This window comes from Streptomyces sp. AP-93 (assembly GCF_022808175.1).
In the GTDB taxonomy this organism is placed as follows: domain Bacteria; phylum Actinomycetota; class Actinomycetes; order Streptomycetales; family Streptomycetaceae; genus Streptomyces.
Genome location: NZ_JALGBX010000012.1, coordinates 38,276 through 52,786, shown reverse-complemented (window position 1 = coordinate 52,786; position 14,511 = coordinate 38,276). Strand labels below are relative to the sequence as shown.

General features: G+C 72.9%; 17 protein-coding genes. All 17 read right to left on the bottom strand.

The window, feature by feature from the left end; all coding sequences use genetic code 11:
* Window positions 1-125: 125 nt before the first annotated feature.
* Complete coding sequence (locus MTF69_RS20780; protein WP_243336440.1) at window positions 126-905, bottom strand: 2-hydroxychromene-2-carboxylate isomerase; 780 nt, start codon at window positions 903-905, stop codon at window positions 126-128.
* Window positions 902-1,666: a 3-oxoacyl-[acyl-carrier-protein] reductase gene (gene fabG, locus MTF69_RS20775; protein ID WP_243336439.1), complete on the bottom strand. Its 765-nt coding sequence runs from the start codon at window positions 1,664-1,666 to the stop codon at window positions 902-904. Before fabG ends, MTF69_RS20780 begins: the two co-directional genes overlap by 4 nt.
* Before the next feature lie 14 nt (window positions 1,667-1,680).
* Window positions 1,681-2,184 carry a 3-hydroxyacyl-ACP dehydratase FabZ family protein gene (locus MTF69_RS20770; protein ID WP_243336438.1) on the bottom strand — a complete coding sequence of 168 codons (504 nt, stop codon included), beginning with the start codon at window positions 2,182-2,184 and terminating at the stop codon, window positions 1,681-1,683.
* Complete coding sequence (locus tag MTF69_RS20765; RefSeq protein WP_243336437.1) at window positions 2,181-2,561, bottom strand: 3-hydroxyacyl-ACP dehydratase FabZ family protein; 381 nt, start codon at window positions 2,559-2,561, stop codon at window positions 2,181-2,183. The genes MTF69_RS20770 and MTF69_RS20765 overlap by 4 nt, the downstream gene beginning before the upstream one ends.
* The gene (locus MTF69_RS20760; protein WP_243336436.1) at window positions 2,558-2,821 is read right to left on the bottom strand and encodes an acyl carrier protein; all 264 of its coding nucleotides are present in this window, start codon (window positions 2,819-2,821) and stop codon (window positions 2,558-2,560) included. Before MTF69_RS20760 ends, MTF69_RS20765 begins: the two co-directional genes overlap by 4 nt.
* A gap of 64 nt (window positions 2,822-2,885) precedes the next feature.
* Window positions 2,886-4,016, bottom strand: coding sequence for a beta-ketoacyl synthase N-terminal-like domain-containing protein (locus tag MTF69_RS20755; protein ID WP_243336435.1), 1,131 nt, complete (start codon window positions 4,014-4,016; stop codon window positions 2,886-2,888).
* 102 nt (window positions 4,017-4,118) lie between these two features.
* A complete protein-coding gene (locus MTF69_RS20750) occupies window positions 4,119-4,949 on the bottom strand; it encodes an enoyl-ACP reductase (RefSeq protein ID WP_243336434.1) in 831 nt (276 codons plus the stop codon).
* Window positions 4,943-5,962: a beta-ketoacyl synthase N-terminal-like domain-containing protein gene (locus MTF69_RS20745; protein ID WP_243336433.1), complete on the bottom strand. Its 1,020-nt coding sequence runs from the start codon at window positions 5,960-5,962 to the stop codon at window positions 4,943-4,945. The genes MTF69_RS20750 and MTF69_RS20745 overlap by 7 nt, the downstream gene beginning before the upstream one ends.
* A complete protein-coding gene (locus MTF69_RS20740) occupies window positions 5,959-7,113 on the bottom strand; it encodes a beta-ketoacyl synthase N-terminal-like domain-containing protein (RefSeq protein WP_243336432.1) in 1,155 nt (384 codons plus the stop codon). The genes MTF69_RS20745 and MTF69_RS20740 overlap by 4 nt, the downstream gene beginning before the upstream one ends.
* Complete coding sequence (locus MTF69_RS20735) at window positions 7,110-8,078, bottom strand: hypothetical protein (RefSeq protein ID WP_374323456.1); 969 nt, start codon at window positions 8,076-8,078, stop codon at window positions 7,110-7,112. Before MTF69_RS20735 ends, MTF69_RS20740 begins: the two co-directional genes overlap by 4 nt.
* A complete protein-coding gene (locus MTF69_RS20730; protein WP_243336430.1) occupies window positions 8,075-8,896 on the bottom strand; it encodes an alpha/beta fold hydrolase in 822 nt (273 codons plus the stop codon). The genes MTF69_RS20735 and MTF69_RS20730 overlap by 4 nt, the downstream gene beginning before the upstream one ends.
* Window positions 8,893-9,912, bottom strand: a complete 1,020-nt coding sequence (locus MTF69_RS20725) for a beta-ketoacyl synthase N-terminal-like domain-containing protein (protein WP_243336429.1) — start codon at window positions 9,910-9,912, stop codon at window positions 8,893-8,895. Before MTF69_RS20725 ends, MTF69_RS20730 begins: the two co-directional genes overlap by 4 nt.
* Window positions 9,909-11,066: a beta-ketoacyl synthase gene (locus tag MTF69_RS20720; RefSeq protein ID WP_243336428.1), complete on the bottom strand. Its 1,158-nt coding sequence runs from the start codon at window positions 11,064-11,066 to the stop codon at window positions 9,909-9,911. Before MTF69_RS20720 ends, MTF69_RS20725 begins: the two co-directional genes overlap by 4 nt.
* Window positions 11,063-12,313 (bottom strand): beta-ketoacyl synthase, encoded by a 1,251-nt coding sequence (locus MTF69_RS20715; protein WP_243336427.1) that lies wholly within the window; start codon window positions 12,311-12,313, stop codon window positions 11,063-11,065. Before MTF69_RS20715 ends, MTF69_RS20720 begins: the two co-directional genes overlap by 4 nt.
* A gap of 40 nt (window positions 12,314-12,353) precedes the next feature.
* On the bottom strand, window positions 12,354-12,626 hold the full coding sequence (locus MTF69_RS20710) for an acyl carrier protein (protein WP_243336426.1): 273 nt from the start codon (window positions 12,624-12,626) through the stop codon (window positions 12,354-12,356).
* Window positions 12,627-12,719: 93 nt separating this feature from the next.
* Window positions 12,720-13,700: a LuxR C-terminal-related transcriptional regulator gene (locus MTF69_RS20705; protein WP_243336425.1), complete on the bottom strand. Its 981-nt coding sequence runs from the start codon at window positions 13,698-13,700 to the stop codon at window positions 12,720-12,722.
* 407 nt (window positions 13,701-14,107) lie between these two features.
* Window positions 14,108-14,305, bottom strand: coding sequence for a hypothetical protein (locus MTF69_RS20700; RefSeq protein ID WP_243336424.1), 198 nt, complete (start codon window positions 14,303-14,305; stop codon window positions 14,108-14,110).
* Window positions 14,306-14,511: the final 206 nt, after the last annotated feature.

Sequence of the window (14,511 nt, the reverse complement as noted above, 5' to 3'; positions counted from 1 at the left end):
TACGCCCCGGGGGGCCGCAGCAGGGGTCTCGAAAGGCGGCCGCGAAGCCGCCGGAGAATGCCGAAGAGCCGCCGCGCACCGTCGGGGGACGTCGCCGCGCGGCGGCCTCGGTGGTGCGGCCGGCGTCAGCCGCACCCGCCCGCGTGGCCGTCGTCGACCGACGAGCCGGTGGGCAGCCCCAGAGCCTGTCCCGATCCCGGGGAGGGGACGGTGACGGCGTCGGGGGTGGTCGTGGGGGCCGGGTCCGCGCCCGCCGGGTCCGCGCCCGCCGGGTCGGCGAGCACCGCCCCGGCGAAGGCCGGCAGCCGGTCCAGACCCCAGTACTTGTCGTAGCCGCGGACGAAGAAGGGGACTCCGAAGACCCCGTCGCGCTCCACTGACAGCAGGGCCCGCAGGCCCTGTGCCCGGGCGTCCGGGTCGTCGGGCGCGCCCGACAGTTCGGCCGGGTCGATCCCCAGGGCCGGGCCGAACGAGCCGATCACCTCGGGATCGCAGATGTCCAGGCCCTCCTGCCAGCGGGCGCTCGCGGCCCGGGCGATGAACTCGGCGCCCTTGCCGTGGCGGAGGGCCACCCAGTAGCCGAGGTGGGCGGGCTCCCACCAGGGCGCGCGGTCCACCGGCCAGGCGAAGTCGAGTCCGCGGTCCGCGGCGAGGCGCTTGACGTCCTGCAGGATGTACAGGTGCTTGGCCCGTGACATGGCCGTGTACGGGAACGAACCCCCGGCATCCGCCAGCAGTTTGGCGCTCGTCTCGTCCGGCTCGCAGAAGGGGATCCACTCCAGCCGGGCGGCCAGTTCCGGGTGGTCCTCCATCAGGTCCCGGTAGGCCAGCCACGAGTAGGGGCTGCGCAGCGAGAAGTAGAACTTGGGCCGCTTGACCGCCTTGGGACGCCGGGCCCCGCTCACAGCTCGATGCCGCCGTCCACCTGGAGGACCTGTCCCGTGATGTAGCCGGCCTGGTCCGACACCAGGAACGCCACCAGGGCGGCCACGTCCTCGGGCTGTCCGAAGCGGCGCAGCGGGATCTTGCCGATCATGTCCTTGGCGGCCTTCTCCGTGAGGACGGCGGTCATGTCGGTCTCGATGAAGCCCGGCGCGACCGCGTTGGCACGGATCCCGTGCCGGCCCGCCTCCTTGGCCAGCGACCGGGTGAAGCCGAGGATCCCGGCCTTGGAGGCGGAGTAGTTGGTCTGCCCGGCGTTGCCGGCGACGCCGGCGACCGAGGAGATGGTGACCACGGCGCCGCCGCGCCGCTTCATCATGGGGAAGACCACGGAACGGATCACGTTGTACGTGCCGTCCAGGTTGGTCCGTACGACCGCGTCCCAGTCCTCGTCGGGCATCAGCACCAGCGGGTTGTCCCGGGTGATGCCCGCGGAGGTCACGACGGCGTCCACCGGGCCCAGACCGTCCTCCACCGCCTCGACGAAGGCCTTGACCTCGGCCCGGTCGGTGACGTCGACCTTGCGGGCCAGGGCCCGGCGGCCGAGCGCCTCGACCTCCTTGACCACCAGCGCCGCCGACTGCTCGTCGGAGCGGTAGCAGAAGCCGATGTCGTAGCCCTCGCTCGCCAGCCGGGCCACGACGGCCCGGCCGATGCCGCGGGAGCCTCCGGTGACCAGGGCGATCCTGGCGGACCCGGTGTCCTGCTCGGTCGTCGCGTTCATGGTGTCGTCCCCTCTCAGACGCTCTGGCCGGCGGGCAGCAGCTCGGTGACGTCGCGCAGGGCGACGACGAAGGTTTGGAAGCTCATCACCGGGCGGCCGCCGGCCAGCGTCTCGCCGGCCAGGATCGCCGTGTCATCGACCGCGCGGACCAGCCGGACCCGGTGCTCCAGGACCTCGCCGGGGTGGACCCGGCCGGAGATCTCGACGCCGTTGATGGCGCCCGCGAGCTCGACCTTTCCGGCCAGCACGTCCGGGTTGGGCTGCTCCCACACCGACAGCAGGACCGCCGCCTGCGCCCAGGACTCGATGACCAGGGCGTTCGGGTAGGCGTAGGCGGAGGCCGGGGCGTCCGCCGGGAGGGCCGCGTAGCAGGGCTCGTTGCCCGATACGGCCTTGTAGGCGGTCAGGTGCTCGCCCGGTACCACCTCGCCGACCCGGTCCACGAGCAGGATCGGCGTGCGGTGCGGGATGGTGGACTTGATCCGGTCGACACCGAACTCCTGTGCCTGCGTACTCATTTGGCGTGCTCCTTGCGGTATCGCAGTCGGATGTCGGCGATCTTGCCGCGGTTGGTGGCGAGGGATCCCTTGGCCACCAGCCCGTCCTCGGTCTCGGTGATCGCGGCTTCCACGAAGACCCGGTCGCCCGGGTACACGGGCTGGTGGAAGCGGCAGCGGTCCATGGCGGTCAGTTCGACCTGGGTGGTGGGCTCCGCCCAGTGGCGGACCGTACGGTCCACGGCCTCCACCAGGTACACGCCGGGCAGCACCGGGAAGCCCGGGTAGTGCCCGGCGATCACCGGGTCCCGCTCGTCCGCGGTGAAGGCGGACGCCGCGCCGCCGCTGTTGCTGCGCAGCAGCTCGACCTCCCCGTACAGGGCCACGGCGGCGCTCACTGCGAGGATCCGAGCTTGCTCGCGAGCAGCTGGTAGGTGCCCTCCAGGGTGGTGATCGCGGCGAGCTCGGTCTCCTTCATCTTCACGCCGTACTCCCGCTCCAGGCGCACGGTGATCTCCAGGGCCATCAGCGAGTCGACGTCGAGGTCGTCCGTGAAGTGCGCGGTGTCGGTCACCTCGGCCGGGTCGAGGTCCAGGACGTCGGCGACGAGGAGGCGCAGCTCCTCACGGTCGAGCGTGACGGCGGTGGTGTTGGTCATGACGGTCCATCCTTTGTCGTGGTGGGGGCGGTGCGGTGGGTCGCTCCGCTTCGGTGGCGGGCGTTCACGCGGCGGCGGATCCCAGGCGCAGCAGGCTGCATCCGGCGGTGCCGTCGGGGTCCACGGAAGTGACGAGGGCCAGTCCGCCGTCGCCTTCGCCGACGGCGAGCGCGGAGGCGAGCTGGAAGGCGGCCGAGGCGGCCGTCGCGTCGCCCAGCAGGCGGCGCAGCCGAAGCCGGTGCGGCTCCAGGGGGCCCAGTACCTCGGTCAGGGCGGCTTCCTCGCGGGCGCCGAGCGGTCCGCCCGCGTCGGACGGCACCACCAGGGTGACGTCGGCGATCTCGACGCCGGCCTCCTTGAGCACCTCGGTGACCGCCCGGGCGACGGCCCGCTGGGCGCCCTCCGGCTCGGGGAAGGCGATGAAGCGGGAGCCGAGCACGGTGGCGAGGGCGGGCCGGCCGTTGGCGGCGGCGCGGGCGGCGGGCTCCAGCAGGAACAGTGCGCAGCCCTCGCCGAGCGGTCCGGCCGGCTGCCTGCCCGCGCCCGAACGGGCGTGGTACTCCAGCCAGCTGCGGGCCACGGAGAACTCCTCCACCGCACCGACCAGGACGGCTTCGGCGTGGCCCTGCTTGAGCAGCCGTGCCGCGTAGTTGAGGGCCAGCAGTCCGGTGAGCGCACCGCCCGAGATGGTGGTGTTGGGGCCCTTGAGGGTGTGCCAGATGGCGCTCTGCCCGGCCGCGCGGTTCATCACCGTGTTGGGGAAGAGCGCGGGGTCGACGTGGAAGGGCTTGTCGCCGGTCAGCGAGTCGCGGGTGAAGTCCATGATGCTCTGGACGCTGCCGTGGCCGGTGCCGAGCACCATGCCGACGGCCTCGGGCCGGTCGTCGGCGAGGCCGGGGCCGGCCGTCTCCAGGAGCATTCCGGCGGTCGCGACGGCCAGGCCGGTGGCCCGGTCCATCGACCGGGTGCCCTTGCGGCCGAGCACCGTCTTGATGTCGAAGCCGGGGACGATCCCCGCCCGGTCGTACGGGCCGTTGCCGCGGACCTGTTCGTCGAGCGGTGCGACCGCTTCCCGGCCGGCCCGCACTCCTTCGGTGAACGCGGCCGCTCCCAGCCCGTAGGGCGACGCGGTCGCCCATCCGGATACCACCAGCGCCCCGCCGTCCACGGTGGCGGGTGCGTCCGTTGCGGTCATCGTTGTACTCCTGACGTCTCGGTCGCCGCGCGAGCGGCGTAAGGGGGGCCGACGGGCCGGTGCCTCGGAAGGAGGCCGGTGCCTCAGCGGGAGGCGGGTCTCTCAGAGGGAGGCGGGTGCGCCCCAGGCGCCCGCTGCCGCGTGCAGTTCGGCGCCGTCGACGCCGATGGTGTTGCCGCTGATCCAGGAGGAGTCGGTGCGGGAGAGCAGGGCCACGGCGTCGGCGACGTCCTCGGGCCGGGTGAGCCGGCCGTGCGGGTTGTTCTGGCCGGCCTTGGCCACGTAGTCGGCGTGCTCGGGGATGCGCTGGAGGGCGGGGGTGACGGTGGTGCCGGCCCGCAGTGCGTTGACCGCGATGCCCTGCGGCGCCAGCTCGCAGGCGAGCTGGCGCACATGGGACTCCAGCGCGCTCTTGGCGGCCGACACCGATCCGTAGCTGGGCAGCGCCTGGGAGGTCCCCGCGCTGGTCAGGGCGAAGATCTTGCCGCCGGGGCGGAGCAGTCCGGCCTCCACCAGGTCCTGCGTCCAGTAGACGAGGCTGTTCGCCATCACGTCGAGGGTCATCTCCAGCTGGCGGGAGGAGACCGGGCGGTCCCAGCCCTCGCGGGGCAGGAACGGCACCAGCGTGCCGAAGGCCAGCGAGTGCACCAGGATGTGGACGCCGCCGGTGTGCGCGGTCAGTTCGGCCAGGTCCGGTACGACCTGTTCGCGGGTGGCGCGGCGGGCGGCGTTGGCGTTGTAGAAGTGCGCCTGGACGCCGTTGGAGCGGATCTCCTCCTGGAGGGCGGCGACCTCCTCGTCGCGCGAGGCGGTGTCGAAGTGCACGCCGGCCACGTTGACGCCTTCGCGGGCGAGGCCCAGGGCGATGGCCCGCCCGATGCCGCTCGATACGCCGAGGACCAGGCACCAGGTGCCCTCGAGGGACTTCAGCATGGGGGTATCTCCTTGTCTACGAGGGCGAAGGCGACGTGCCCTTCGCAGGTCGCGGTCACGAGCAGCCGGTCGGGGGCCGCTCCGGTGAGCATCCGGGCCAGGTGGAGCGCGGGTCCCAGGCAGCCGGCACCGGCCGGCGAGACGCTGCCGGGGGCCGGCGGGGTCCCCTCCCCGAGCGCCTCGGAGACGGCCTCGGCGACGGCGGCGGCCGCGGCCGATCCGTCGAGTACGTAGTGGACGCGCGGGACGGGTGCGCCGGCCTCCAGGAGGCCGGCGAGGGTGCGCCGGGTCAGCGCGGCCAGCCTGCGCCGGCCGTCCGGTTCCGCGAGGGCCCGCGGCGGCGCGAACAGCGAGGCGGTCCGGCAGACACCGTGCACCCGGGCCCCGCGTGAGCGGGCCGCGGCCGGGCGCTCCAGCACCAGTGCCACGGAGCCCTGTTCGGCGCCGCCGCCCGGTCCCCGGGGGGCCTGCTCGCAGGCCCCGACCACGAGCGTGTCGGCGCGGCCGGCGGCCAGCGCGCGGGCTCCCGCCTGCACCGCTTCCAGGGCCGCGGTCCGCGGGGAGCCCACGGTGAGGGCGAAGCCCTTCAGGTCCTGTTCGGCGGCCGGCCGGCTGCCGAGCACGTTGACGGCGAAGTAGGGGGCGAGGGCCGGTCCGAGGCCGTCGGCGCCCGTCTCGGCCACGGTGCGGTCCATGCTGTCGAACAGGTCGGCGAGGCCGCCGTTGGTGGCGAGTACGAGGCCGCGGCGCGCGGGCGGCGCGGGGTCCGGCCCGCCGCGGTCGGCGACCGCGGCGCGGACCGAGGCCAGCAGGTACTGGGCTCCGGACGGGAGGTACTTGAAGCCGCGCGGCCCGAGTCTGGTGCGGTGGTCGAACCAGCCGGCCGTGCCGTCACCTGCCCCGGCCCCGACTCCGGCCCCGGCCGCGTCTTCGGGGACGACGACCCCGATGCCGGTGACCGCCAGGTCCGTGGTCCGCACCGGGGCGGGCGGGCTCCGCAGGGCGGTGCTCATGCGGCCTCCTCCAGGACGAGAGAGGCGTTGTTGCCCCCGAAGGCGTAGGCGTTGACCAGCACCCGGCGCGCTCCGGCCGGCAGCGCCGTCGCCGAGCCACCCGGCAGCCGTACCTCGCACTGCTCGTCCGGGTCCTCGACGGGCACGTTCGGCGGGATGCTGCCGTGCCGCAGGATCAGCGCGGCGGCGACCGCGCCGAGGGCGGCGGACGCGCCGCCCGCGTGGCCCAGGAGCGCCTTCAGGCTGTAGAGCGGGAGGTCCGCCGCGGCCGCCCCGAACACCCGGTGCAGCACGCGGCTCTCGATCACGTCGTTGAGCTGGGTGCCGGTGCCGTGCGGGATCACGCAGCCCACGGGCCCGGCGTCCGGGCCGACGGCTTCGCGCATGGCCCGTTCGATCTGCTCGCCCTCGGACTCCGGCGCGGTGGGGTGGCCTGCGTCGCAGCTCCAGCCCGCGCCGGTGAGGCGCAGCGCGGACCGGGCGCCCCGGGCCGCGGCGTGCGCCGCGGACTCCAGGACGAGCAGGCCCGCGCCCTCGGCGAAGACCGTCCCGGCGCGCTGCCGGTCGAAGGGGCGGCAGCGCACCGGATCGACCGCGCCGAGCCGGTTGAAGCAGCCGAGCGCGACCCGCGAGTAGGCGTCCGAGCCGCCGGCGAGCACCACGTCGGCCTCGCCGGAGCGGATCAGGTCCGCGGCGGCGCCCAGGGCGTAGCCGCCCGCGGCGCAGGCGTTGGCGATCTCGTGCGCGGTACCGAACAGGCCCAGTTCCGCGGCGACCTGCGAGGCGAGGCGGAAGGGCGGCCGCCACGTGCCGTCGGCGCCGCGGCCGCGTTCGTTCAGTCCGGGCTCGCCCATGCAGCTGCCGAGCACGACGGCGCTGCCGGCCGGCAGCCCGTCGTGGAGCCCCGCGTCGGCCAGCGCCTCGCGGGCCGCCGTGAGGGCGAAGCCCGACGCGCGGGTTTCGGGGTCGGCCTGGCCGGCCGACCGGTCGGGCACCAGGTTGATCAGCGGACGGTCCATCCGGGCGTGCGGGTCCGCCGGCCGGTCCGGCAGACGGACACCGGCCGCCGTCATGGCCCGCCACAGCGCGTCGGTGCCGTTTCCGTGGCACGTGACGGCGCCGATCCCGGTGACCACGACCTCGTGGGTCATGCCGACCGGCCCTCCAGCGCGGCGTTCATCCGGTCGTCGAAGTTCACCAGGCTCCAGTCGCGGCGGTTCTCGATCACCGCGTAGCCGTGCGTGATGAGCCCGGTGGACGTCTGCAGGAGCTTGCCGTCGCGCACCACGTAGGTGTCCATGCGGGAGGTGTAGGTGATCCCCTTGAAGATCTCCTCGACGGTGAAGACCGTGTAGAGGTCCTCCTCCATGCGGGCCTCGTCCAGGACGGTGATCCGCGAGTGCGGCACGACCGGGATCCAGTTCTGCTCGTCGAGCAGGGTCTTGATGGACACGCCGCGGTCGGCGACGAACCGGTCCTTGGCCTCCTCCATCATCCGCAGGTAGCCGGACATCTGCATGCGCTCGGTGTAGTGGCAGTACCAGTACGGGATGCGGAACTTCCAGGCGTAGGCGTTCTTGCCCGCGGTGAGCTCCTTGACCAGGTCGTCCGCGTTCACGTCGGCGTCCGGGGTTCCGGGCTCCCAGGCGGGAACGGCGCCGAGCCGCTCGACGGCGTACGGGGCGAGGGTGGCCGGCACCGGCTCGCCACCGCCGCCGCGCGGGTCGTGGCGCAGCTGGACGCGGACGGTGGAGGTGACGGCCTTGAGCAGCGTCTCGCGCTGGACCTGGAGGACGACGGAGAAGAGCAGCTCGCCGTCCTTGGCCTTGCGGGCCGGCTTGACCTCGGCGATCGCCACGTCGTCGATGTGGAAGGCGTGCAGGATGCGGGTGTCGATGTCGACGATGTCGACGCACAGTCCGTAGACCTCGTAGAGCGTGCCCGGGGGCAGGCCGCCGGAGCGCAGGTGGTTGTTGACCGCCTCCTCCACCAGGTAGTTGACGTGCTTGAAGCCGATCCAGGTGCAGATGTTGGAGCCCTCGTAGCGGGGGCGGATCTCCAGCCGGCTGGGGGTCAGCAGGTCCGGGGAGGTGTTGAGGGACGCGGTCACGGTCAACTCCGTACGTAGCGGGAAGGGTCGGTGAGGGTGGTGCCGGGGCGTCCGGCGGTGAAGGAGCGCACCGCTTGCGCGAAGCGGTCGGGGTGCTCGGCCATCGGGAAGTGACCGCAGTCCTCGAAGACGTCGAGGACCGCGTCCGCGAGGGAACCCGCCTGCGCGCGTGCGTCGTCCGGCGGGGCCGCGAAGTCCCGGTCGCCCGCGACGACGAGCACCGGCAGGCCGAGTGCGGTCAGGTCGGTGAAGGGGCTGCGCAGGTAGGCGTCGAAGAACCGCATCCAGCCGTAGGGGCCGATCCGGTCCCGTACCCGCACGGCCATGGCTTCCACCAGGTCGGGCGGGAGCCGGTCGCCGGCGGTGACGCGCAGTCCCTCTTCGAGGATGCGGTGGAAGCCGTTGAGGTAGTAGGAGAGGGTCTCCCAGTCGAAGTCCGCCGGCGCAGGCCGGTGGAACGGGGCGACCAGGACGGCCGCGGCGGGCAGCTCCGGGCCGCCTGCCGCGAGCACCTCCAGGGAGATGTTCGCCGCGAAGGAGTGGGCGATCAGGACGTCCGCGCCGCCCGGTACGGCGGCGAGGGCCGCCCGCACCCACGGCGAGGGGTCCACCGCGTGGCTCCACCGGGTGTCCCCGGCCGGGCTCCACGGCAGTTCCGCCTCCCACACCTCCAGCGACGGGCCGGCCCGTTCGGTGAACGGGCCCCACACCGAGGTGCTGCCGGCCAGTCCGTGCAGCAGCAGGACGCGCCGCGCCGCCGCTCCGCCGGGCTTGCGCAGCCGCACCACCGGCTCCGGTCCGGTGTGGGGCGCGGCGGCACTCACCGCGGGTCCGCGGCGACCGGGGCCAGGATGAGCGCGGCCGCCGCGTCGTCGTGGGGGGCCTCGCCGGTTCCCGCGGTGGCGAGCACCAGGCCCCGGCCGTCCTGTGCGGCCAGCCAGGCTGCGCCGGCGGCGGCCTGCAGGACGCCCAGCGCGCCGGAGGACGAGCCGAGCCGGGCCGTCAGGTCGGAGGTGACGGCCGCGTGGTCCGGGCCGTCACCACCGTCCGGCCGGGCGGCAGCGGCGCGCTCGGGGACGTACCAGAGGCCGACCCGGCCCGGCGCGGCCCCGCGGACCGCGGCGGTGGCCGCCTCCCGGTCGGCGCGCCGGGCGTACGGACCGACTTCTGCCAGGGGCCTGGCGCCGCGGGCCCGCGCCGACTCGGCGGATTCGATCACGAGCGCCGCCGCTCCGTCGAACGGACCGGGGTCGGGCGCCGTCCCCGCTGCCGGGGTTGCGTCCGCTCCGGCGTCCAGCAGTTCCCGGACGGCGGAGTTGTCGGGCTCCACGCCGACCACCAGCACCCGCTCCAGCCGGCCGGACTCCAGCAGCAGCCGGGCCCAGCCGATCGCGTCGAGCCCGGAGGTCGGACCGTTGCACAGGGTGAGGTTCGCGCCGCGCAGGCCGTGGGTGATGGCCAGCCAGGAGGCGACGACGTTGCTGGAGGTGGCCGGCAGCATCATCGGGCTGGTCCCGATGTAGGTCTCCGCGGCGATGGTGCGCACCGTCTCGGTGACGGTGTCCACGTTGCCGTAGTTGGTGCTGACCACGACCCCGAAGGAGTCGCCGGGCACCGCCAGCACGTCCGGTCCGTCGAGCAGTCCGGCCGCTTCCAGCGCGTCGCGGCCCGCGATGAGGCCGAGCTTGGTCGCCCGGTCCTTGTAGCGCAGGCCCCGACCGGTCAGCCGGGACACCGGGTCGGTCCGGTCGCCGTCCGTGACGGCTCCCGGGAGCAGTCCGGCCGGCCCGTCCACCCCGCGAAGCGCGGTGCCGAGCCCGGTGATGACGACAGCGGTCACGGCCCGTCCACCTTCTCCACGATGGCCACGGCGTTGAGTCCGCCGAAGCCGAACGAATTGATCTGGGCCATCCGCAGGTCCGTCTCCGGCCGTGCCGCCTCGCCCGTGACCAGCCGGAAGCCCTCGACCGCGGCCACCGGGTCGTCGAGCCCGACGATCGGCGGGACGATCCGCTCCCGCATCGCGTCCACCGCCGCGACCAGGCTGTGCAGCCCGGACGCGCCGGCGGTGTGACCGGTCATCGACTTGATCGCCGTCATGTAGGGCGACGGTTCGATCCCGGCGAACACCGCGCTCAGCGCCTCGGACTCGGCCTCGTCGTTGAGCGGGGTACCGGTGCCGTGCAGCATCAGGAGGTCGACGTCGGCCGGGTCGATCCCGGCCCGCCGGTGGGCTTCGCGCACCGCCGTGGCGATGCTCTTGGCCTCGGGGGCGGAGGGGTGGTGGGCGTCGCAGTTGACCGCGACACCCCGTACCCGGGCGTGCACCCGGGCCCCTTCCGCGGGACCGTCCGACTCCCGCCGCAGGACGACGGCGACCGCGCCCTCCCCCTGCAGCATGCCGCGCCGCGCCCGGTCGAAGGGCCGGACCCGGTCCGGCGCCTCGGGGTAGCAGCGGTCGAGGAGCCCGTACGTGGACTCGGTGATGGTGTCCACGCCCGCGACCACGACGGTGTCCGCGTGCCCGAGCTCCAGCAGGTCCGTGGCGAGCGCCAGGGTGTACAGCGACGCGGAGCAGGCGTTGGCGACGGTGTGCGTGTCGGCCGCGCCGAACCGGCGCCGCAGCATGGTGCCGAAGTGCAGGTCGGCCGGGTCGAACGGGATGCCGTCGCGGGCGGCCAGTTCGACCGAGCGCAGCTCCCGCAGCGTGGTGCCGACCAGGACGGGAATCCCGGACAGGTCCTCACCGATCGAGGCGTCGGCGACGGCGGCCGCGACCGCCTGCTCCAGCCACCGCGTGGCGCGCAGCGGCTCGTCGACGCCGGGCGCCGGCCGGTCGTCTATCTCGTAGGCGACCTGGGCACGGAACTTCGAGCGGTCGTAGCCCCGCAGTTCGCCCAGTCCGCTGCGCCCCGCGGCGAGGGATCCGAAGATCTCCCCGACGCTGCCGCCGATGCTGGCGACGGCGCCCATGCCGGTGATGATCCAGCTCATGCGGCGCTCCGGTACTTGCCGAGGATGAGGACCGCGTTGTTGCCGCCGAACGCCAGGGCGTTGTTCTGGACGATTTCGAGGTCGGCCTCGCGGGCCTCGTTGGGTACGCAGTCCACGCCGCATTCGGGGTCGGTGACGTGGTGGTTGATGGTGGGCGGGATGAAGCCCTCGGTCAGGGCGATGGCGCAGGCCGCCGCGGCGACGGCGCTGGCCGCCCCCATGCTGTGGCCGATCATCGATTTGATGGAGATCGTCCGCGGCATGGCGTCCTCGCCGAAGACCTTCCGGATCGCTCCGGCCTCGGTGATGTCGTTGGCCTTGGTGCCGGTGCCGTGCGCGGAGACGAAGTCGATCTGGTCCGCCGTCACGCCCGCGTTGCGGTGGGCGATCTCGATGGTGCGGGCGATGCTGTCGCGGTCCGGTGCGACCGCGTGGTGTGCGTCGCAGGCCAGTCCGTAGCCCAGCACCTCGGCGTAGATCCGTGCACCCCGGGCGAGTGCGGAGTCCAGGCTCTCCATGACGAGGATGCCCGCGCCCTCACCGGTGAGGATGCCCTGCCGGTCCCGGTCGAACGGCTGGCACACGTCGGGTGCGATGGTTCCCAGCCGGTAGAACCCCGTGAAGGTCTTGCGGCACAGGGCATCGGCTCCCCCGCACAGCGCGATGTCCACGTCGCCGCTGCGCAGCGCGTCGTACCCGTAGCCGACCGCGTAGTTGCCCGCCGCGCATGCGGTCGGGATCGTGACGGCCTCCACGTCTTCCAGGGCCAGATCGCGGACGATCCCGGAGGAGAGCCGGCCCGCGGGGATCCGGCGGGCGACCGCCGGGGCGTACTCCTCCGGTCCGCCGTCGAGCCCCACCGCGACCAGGTGGTCCAGGTCCCGGGATTCACCGTCGGTGGTTCCGACGGACACCAGGGACCGCAGGGCCCGTACGTCCTCGTCGGCCAGTCCCGCGTCCGCCAGCGCCATGCGCGCCGCGGCCACGGAGAACTGGCTGGCCCGTCCCAGTTCCTCCGGGTCCACCCGGTGCAGCCACTGGGCCGGGTCGAAGTCGGTGACCTCGCACGCGTTGGCGTGTGCGAATCCTTCCGTGTCGAAGGCCGTGATCGGCTTCACGCCGCTGCGGCCTTCCTTGAGCCCGGCCGCGAACGCGTCGACGCCGATGCCGATGCTGGTGACGACCCCGAGTCCGGTGATGACCACCCGGCGTCGGGGTGCGCCGGGGCCTGGCAAAGCTGTGTTCATGGACAATCACCCATCTAACGCACTGCGGACGGGATGCGGGTCAGTTGCCGGCCGCGGCCTCGGCGACCACGACGTACACGCCGGCCAGGTTGACCATCCGCGCCAGCTCGCCCTGCTCGATCGTCACGTGCTGGGTGCGCTCCAGGGCAGCGAGGATCTCGATCGCGCGGAGCGAGTCCGCGTCGTGGTCCTCCTTGAAGAGGCTGGTCTCGGTGACCTCGTCCTCTTCGATTTCGAGGATGTCGCAGACGATCTCCTTGATCTCCTGCTTCTGGGCAGCATCAAGGCCGGACGTCAGGTTCACGTTGCTCATGTCGACTCCACACGTGTGATCGGGGCATACGAAGTCCCGTGACTCCGTCTTCCGTTCGGTGGGTCGACTTTGCGATCCGGGGCTATACGAGCCCTATACGTGTCCCAGGTCCGCGTCCTGCCGGCTTCCCAGCCAGCCGAGTTCCACGGCGCGCAGCCCGGCCTGGAAACGGCTCCGCGCGCCGAGGCGGGCCATCAGGTCGGCGGTGATGCGGCGGCAGGTGCGGACGGAGACGCCGAGCTTGCGCGCCACCACCTCGTCCGTGTAGCCCTCGCCGAGGAGTTGGAGCACGGTCTGCTCCTGGCCGGAGAGCTCGCCGTGCTCGGTCTCCCTGCGGTGGGGCCGTCCTCCGCTGATCGGGGCGGCCTTCTCCCACACCTGCTCGAACAGGTTGCACAGGGTGGCCATGATGCCGGGTCCGCGGAACACCAGTGCCCCGGCGGCCGAGACCTCGGGGTCGATGGGGATGACCGCGCGGGCGCGGTCGTAGATGAGCATGCGGGGCGGCAGCATGGCTGTGGTGCGCACGTGTGCACCGCGTTCGGCCAGTCCGCGGGCGTGGTCGACGGAGGCCGGGTCGTTGTAGATGCTGTCGAGGTAGACGGTGCGCATCTCGACGCCGCGTTCCAGCATCAGTTCGTTGACGGGGCGGCTGGCGCTGCGGTGCGAGGAGGTCAGGCCGCCGCCGGGATGGAAGGACATCATGGTGTGCTCGCACTCATTGGCGAGCTCCTCGATGCGGCAGCGGATCTCGTCGATGCCGACGAGACGCTCGACGTCGGTGCGGCGGCGTTCTTCCTGCGCGGCGGCGTACTCGTCGATGAGGCGTGAGACTTCGACGCGGCTTTCCGCGATTTCCTGCTGCCGGCGCTGGAATTCCGACTCGCGGCGCACGAGCAGCGCCTGCAAGCCGACCTCCGGCCCCACGAGAAGAATGCGCGTGTTGTCCTCGGGTGAGCAACGGATCAGCGACAGACGCTCGCATTCATCCAGCGCCTCGCGCACCTTTTCGAGGGGCCATTTCAGGAATTGAGCAAGTTCCGCCGGGGTGAACTCCGGATGTCGGAGCAACACACGGTAAGCCTCGGCCACATGACATGCGACCCCGAGGGGTTCCAGCACAGTAACCCCCCCGAGTCAGAACCGTGACTACGCGATTATGCGTAGATGCCAGGGCGTTCGCAATATCGATCTCACGAACTCACGGGTAACCGATCCATGCCGGGGAAAACACGAAAAAGGTCTGCCTCCGAACCTTTGTCTCGGCCGGTCGTGACGACCGGCCGTGACCGCCGCCGGTTGACCTGGCGGGGCCGCTTCAGCCGACGGGCTCCCTGCGCCGACATGCCGATGGCCCGACCGTGACATCGGTCGGGCTCCGGGCAACACGCTTCGCGCAAGCGCCGGGTCGGGGGCGGACTTCACCCGACCCGGCCGCTCGGGTGGTCACCGGTCACGCGACCGGTGACCACCGGGACGTACTAGGACCAGCCGTTGTCGTCCTTGGTCGGAGGGGGCGTGGCCGCGGCCGTCACCGTGACGGTGGGCGACCCGCCGTCGGCGAGGACCCCGGTGGTCGTGGGGGCCGCCGGGTGGGCCGTAGCGGCCGCGGCGCCGGCGAGAACGGCGACGGTGAGGGCGAAGGCGGCGAAACCAGCACGAACGACGTTGGCCTGCATGGAATGAATCCCCCTGGATCGGCTGACTGGACTGGTTCTCTGTACCGGTCGGCCTCCCCGCCTTCCGGTGATCCGATTCTTGCCGCCGACCACCCGCTCCAACAGGCAACACCCCTGTCAGGGTCCTGCTCTGGCAAGGTGCTGTCACCGGATCAAGCCACTCCGAATATGCGTGTACCGGCCGGTGTAGGCCGGGCAGAGACCGC

Bases quoted from the DNA above. Each gene is read 5' to 3' on its own strand.
- MTF69_RS20700 (WP_243336424.1), bottom strand. From the start codon at position 14,305: ATGCAGGCCAACGTCGTTCGTGCTGGTTTCGCCGCCTTCGCCCTCACC.
- MTF69_RS20770 (WP_243336438.1), bottom strand. From the start codon at position 2,184: ATGAGTACGCAGGCACAGGAGTTCGGTGTCGACCGGATCAAGTCCACC.
- MTF69_RS20720 (WP_243336428.1), bottom strand. From the start codon at position 11,066: ATGAGCTGGATCATCACCGGCATGGGCGCCGTCGCCAGCATCGGCGGC.
- MTF69_RS20715 (WP_243336427.1), bottom strand. From the start codon at position 12,313: ATGAACACAGCTTTGCCAGGCCCCGGCGCACCCCGACGCCGGGTGGTC.
- fabG (WP_243336439.1), bottom strand. From the start codon at position 1,666: ATGAACGCGACGACCGAGCAGGACACCGGGTCCGCCAGGATCGCCCTG.
- MTF69_RS20755 (WP_243336435.1), bottom strand. From the start codon at position 4,016: ATGACCGCAACGGACGCACCCGCCACCGTGGACGGCGGGGCGCTGGTG.
- MTF69_RS20710 (WP_243336426.1), bottom strand. From the start codon at position 12,626: ATGAGCAACGTGAACCTGACGTCCGGCCTTGATGCTGCCCAGAAGCAG.
- MTF69_RS20760 (WP_243336436.1), bottom strand. From the start codon at position 2,821: ATGACCAACACCACCGCCGTCACGCTCGACCGTGAGGAGCTGCGCCTC.
- MTF69_RS20740 (WP_243336432.1), bottom strand. From the start codon at position 7,113: ATGACCCACGAGGTCGTGGTCACCGGGATCGGCGCCGTCACGTGCCAC.
- MTF69_RS20745 (WP_243336433.1), bottom strand. From the start codon at position 5,962: ATGAGCACCGCCCTGCGGAGCCCGCCCGCCCCGGTGCGGACCACGGAC.
- MTF69_RS20750 (WP_243336434.1), bottom strand. From the start codon at position 4,949: ATGCTGAAGTCCCTCGAGGGCACCTGGTGCCTGGTCCTCGGCGTATCG.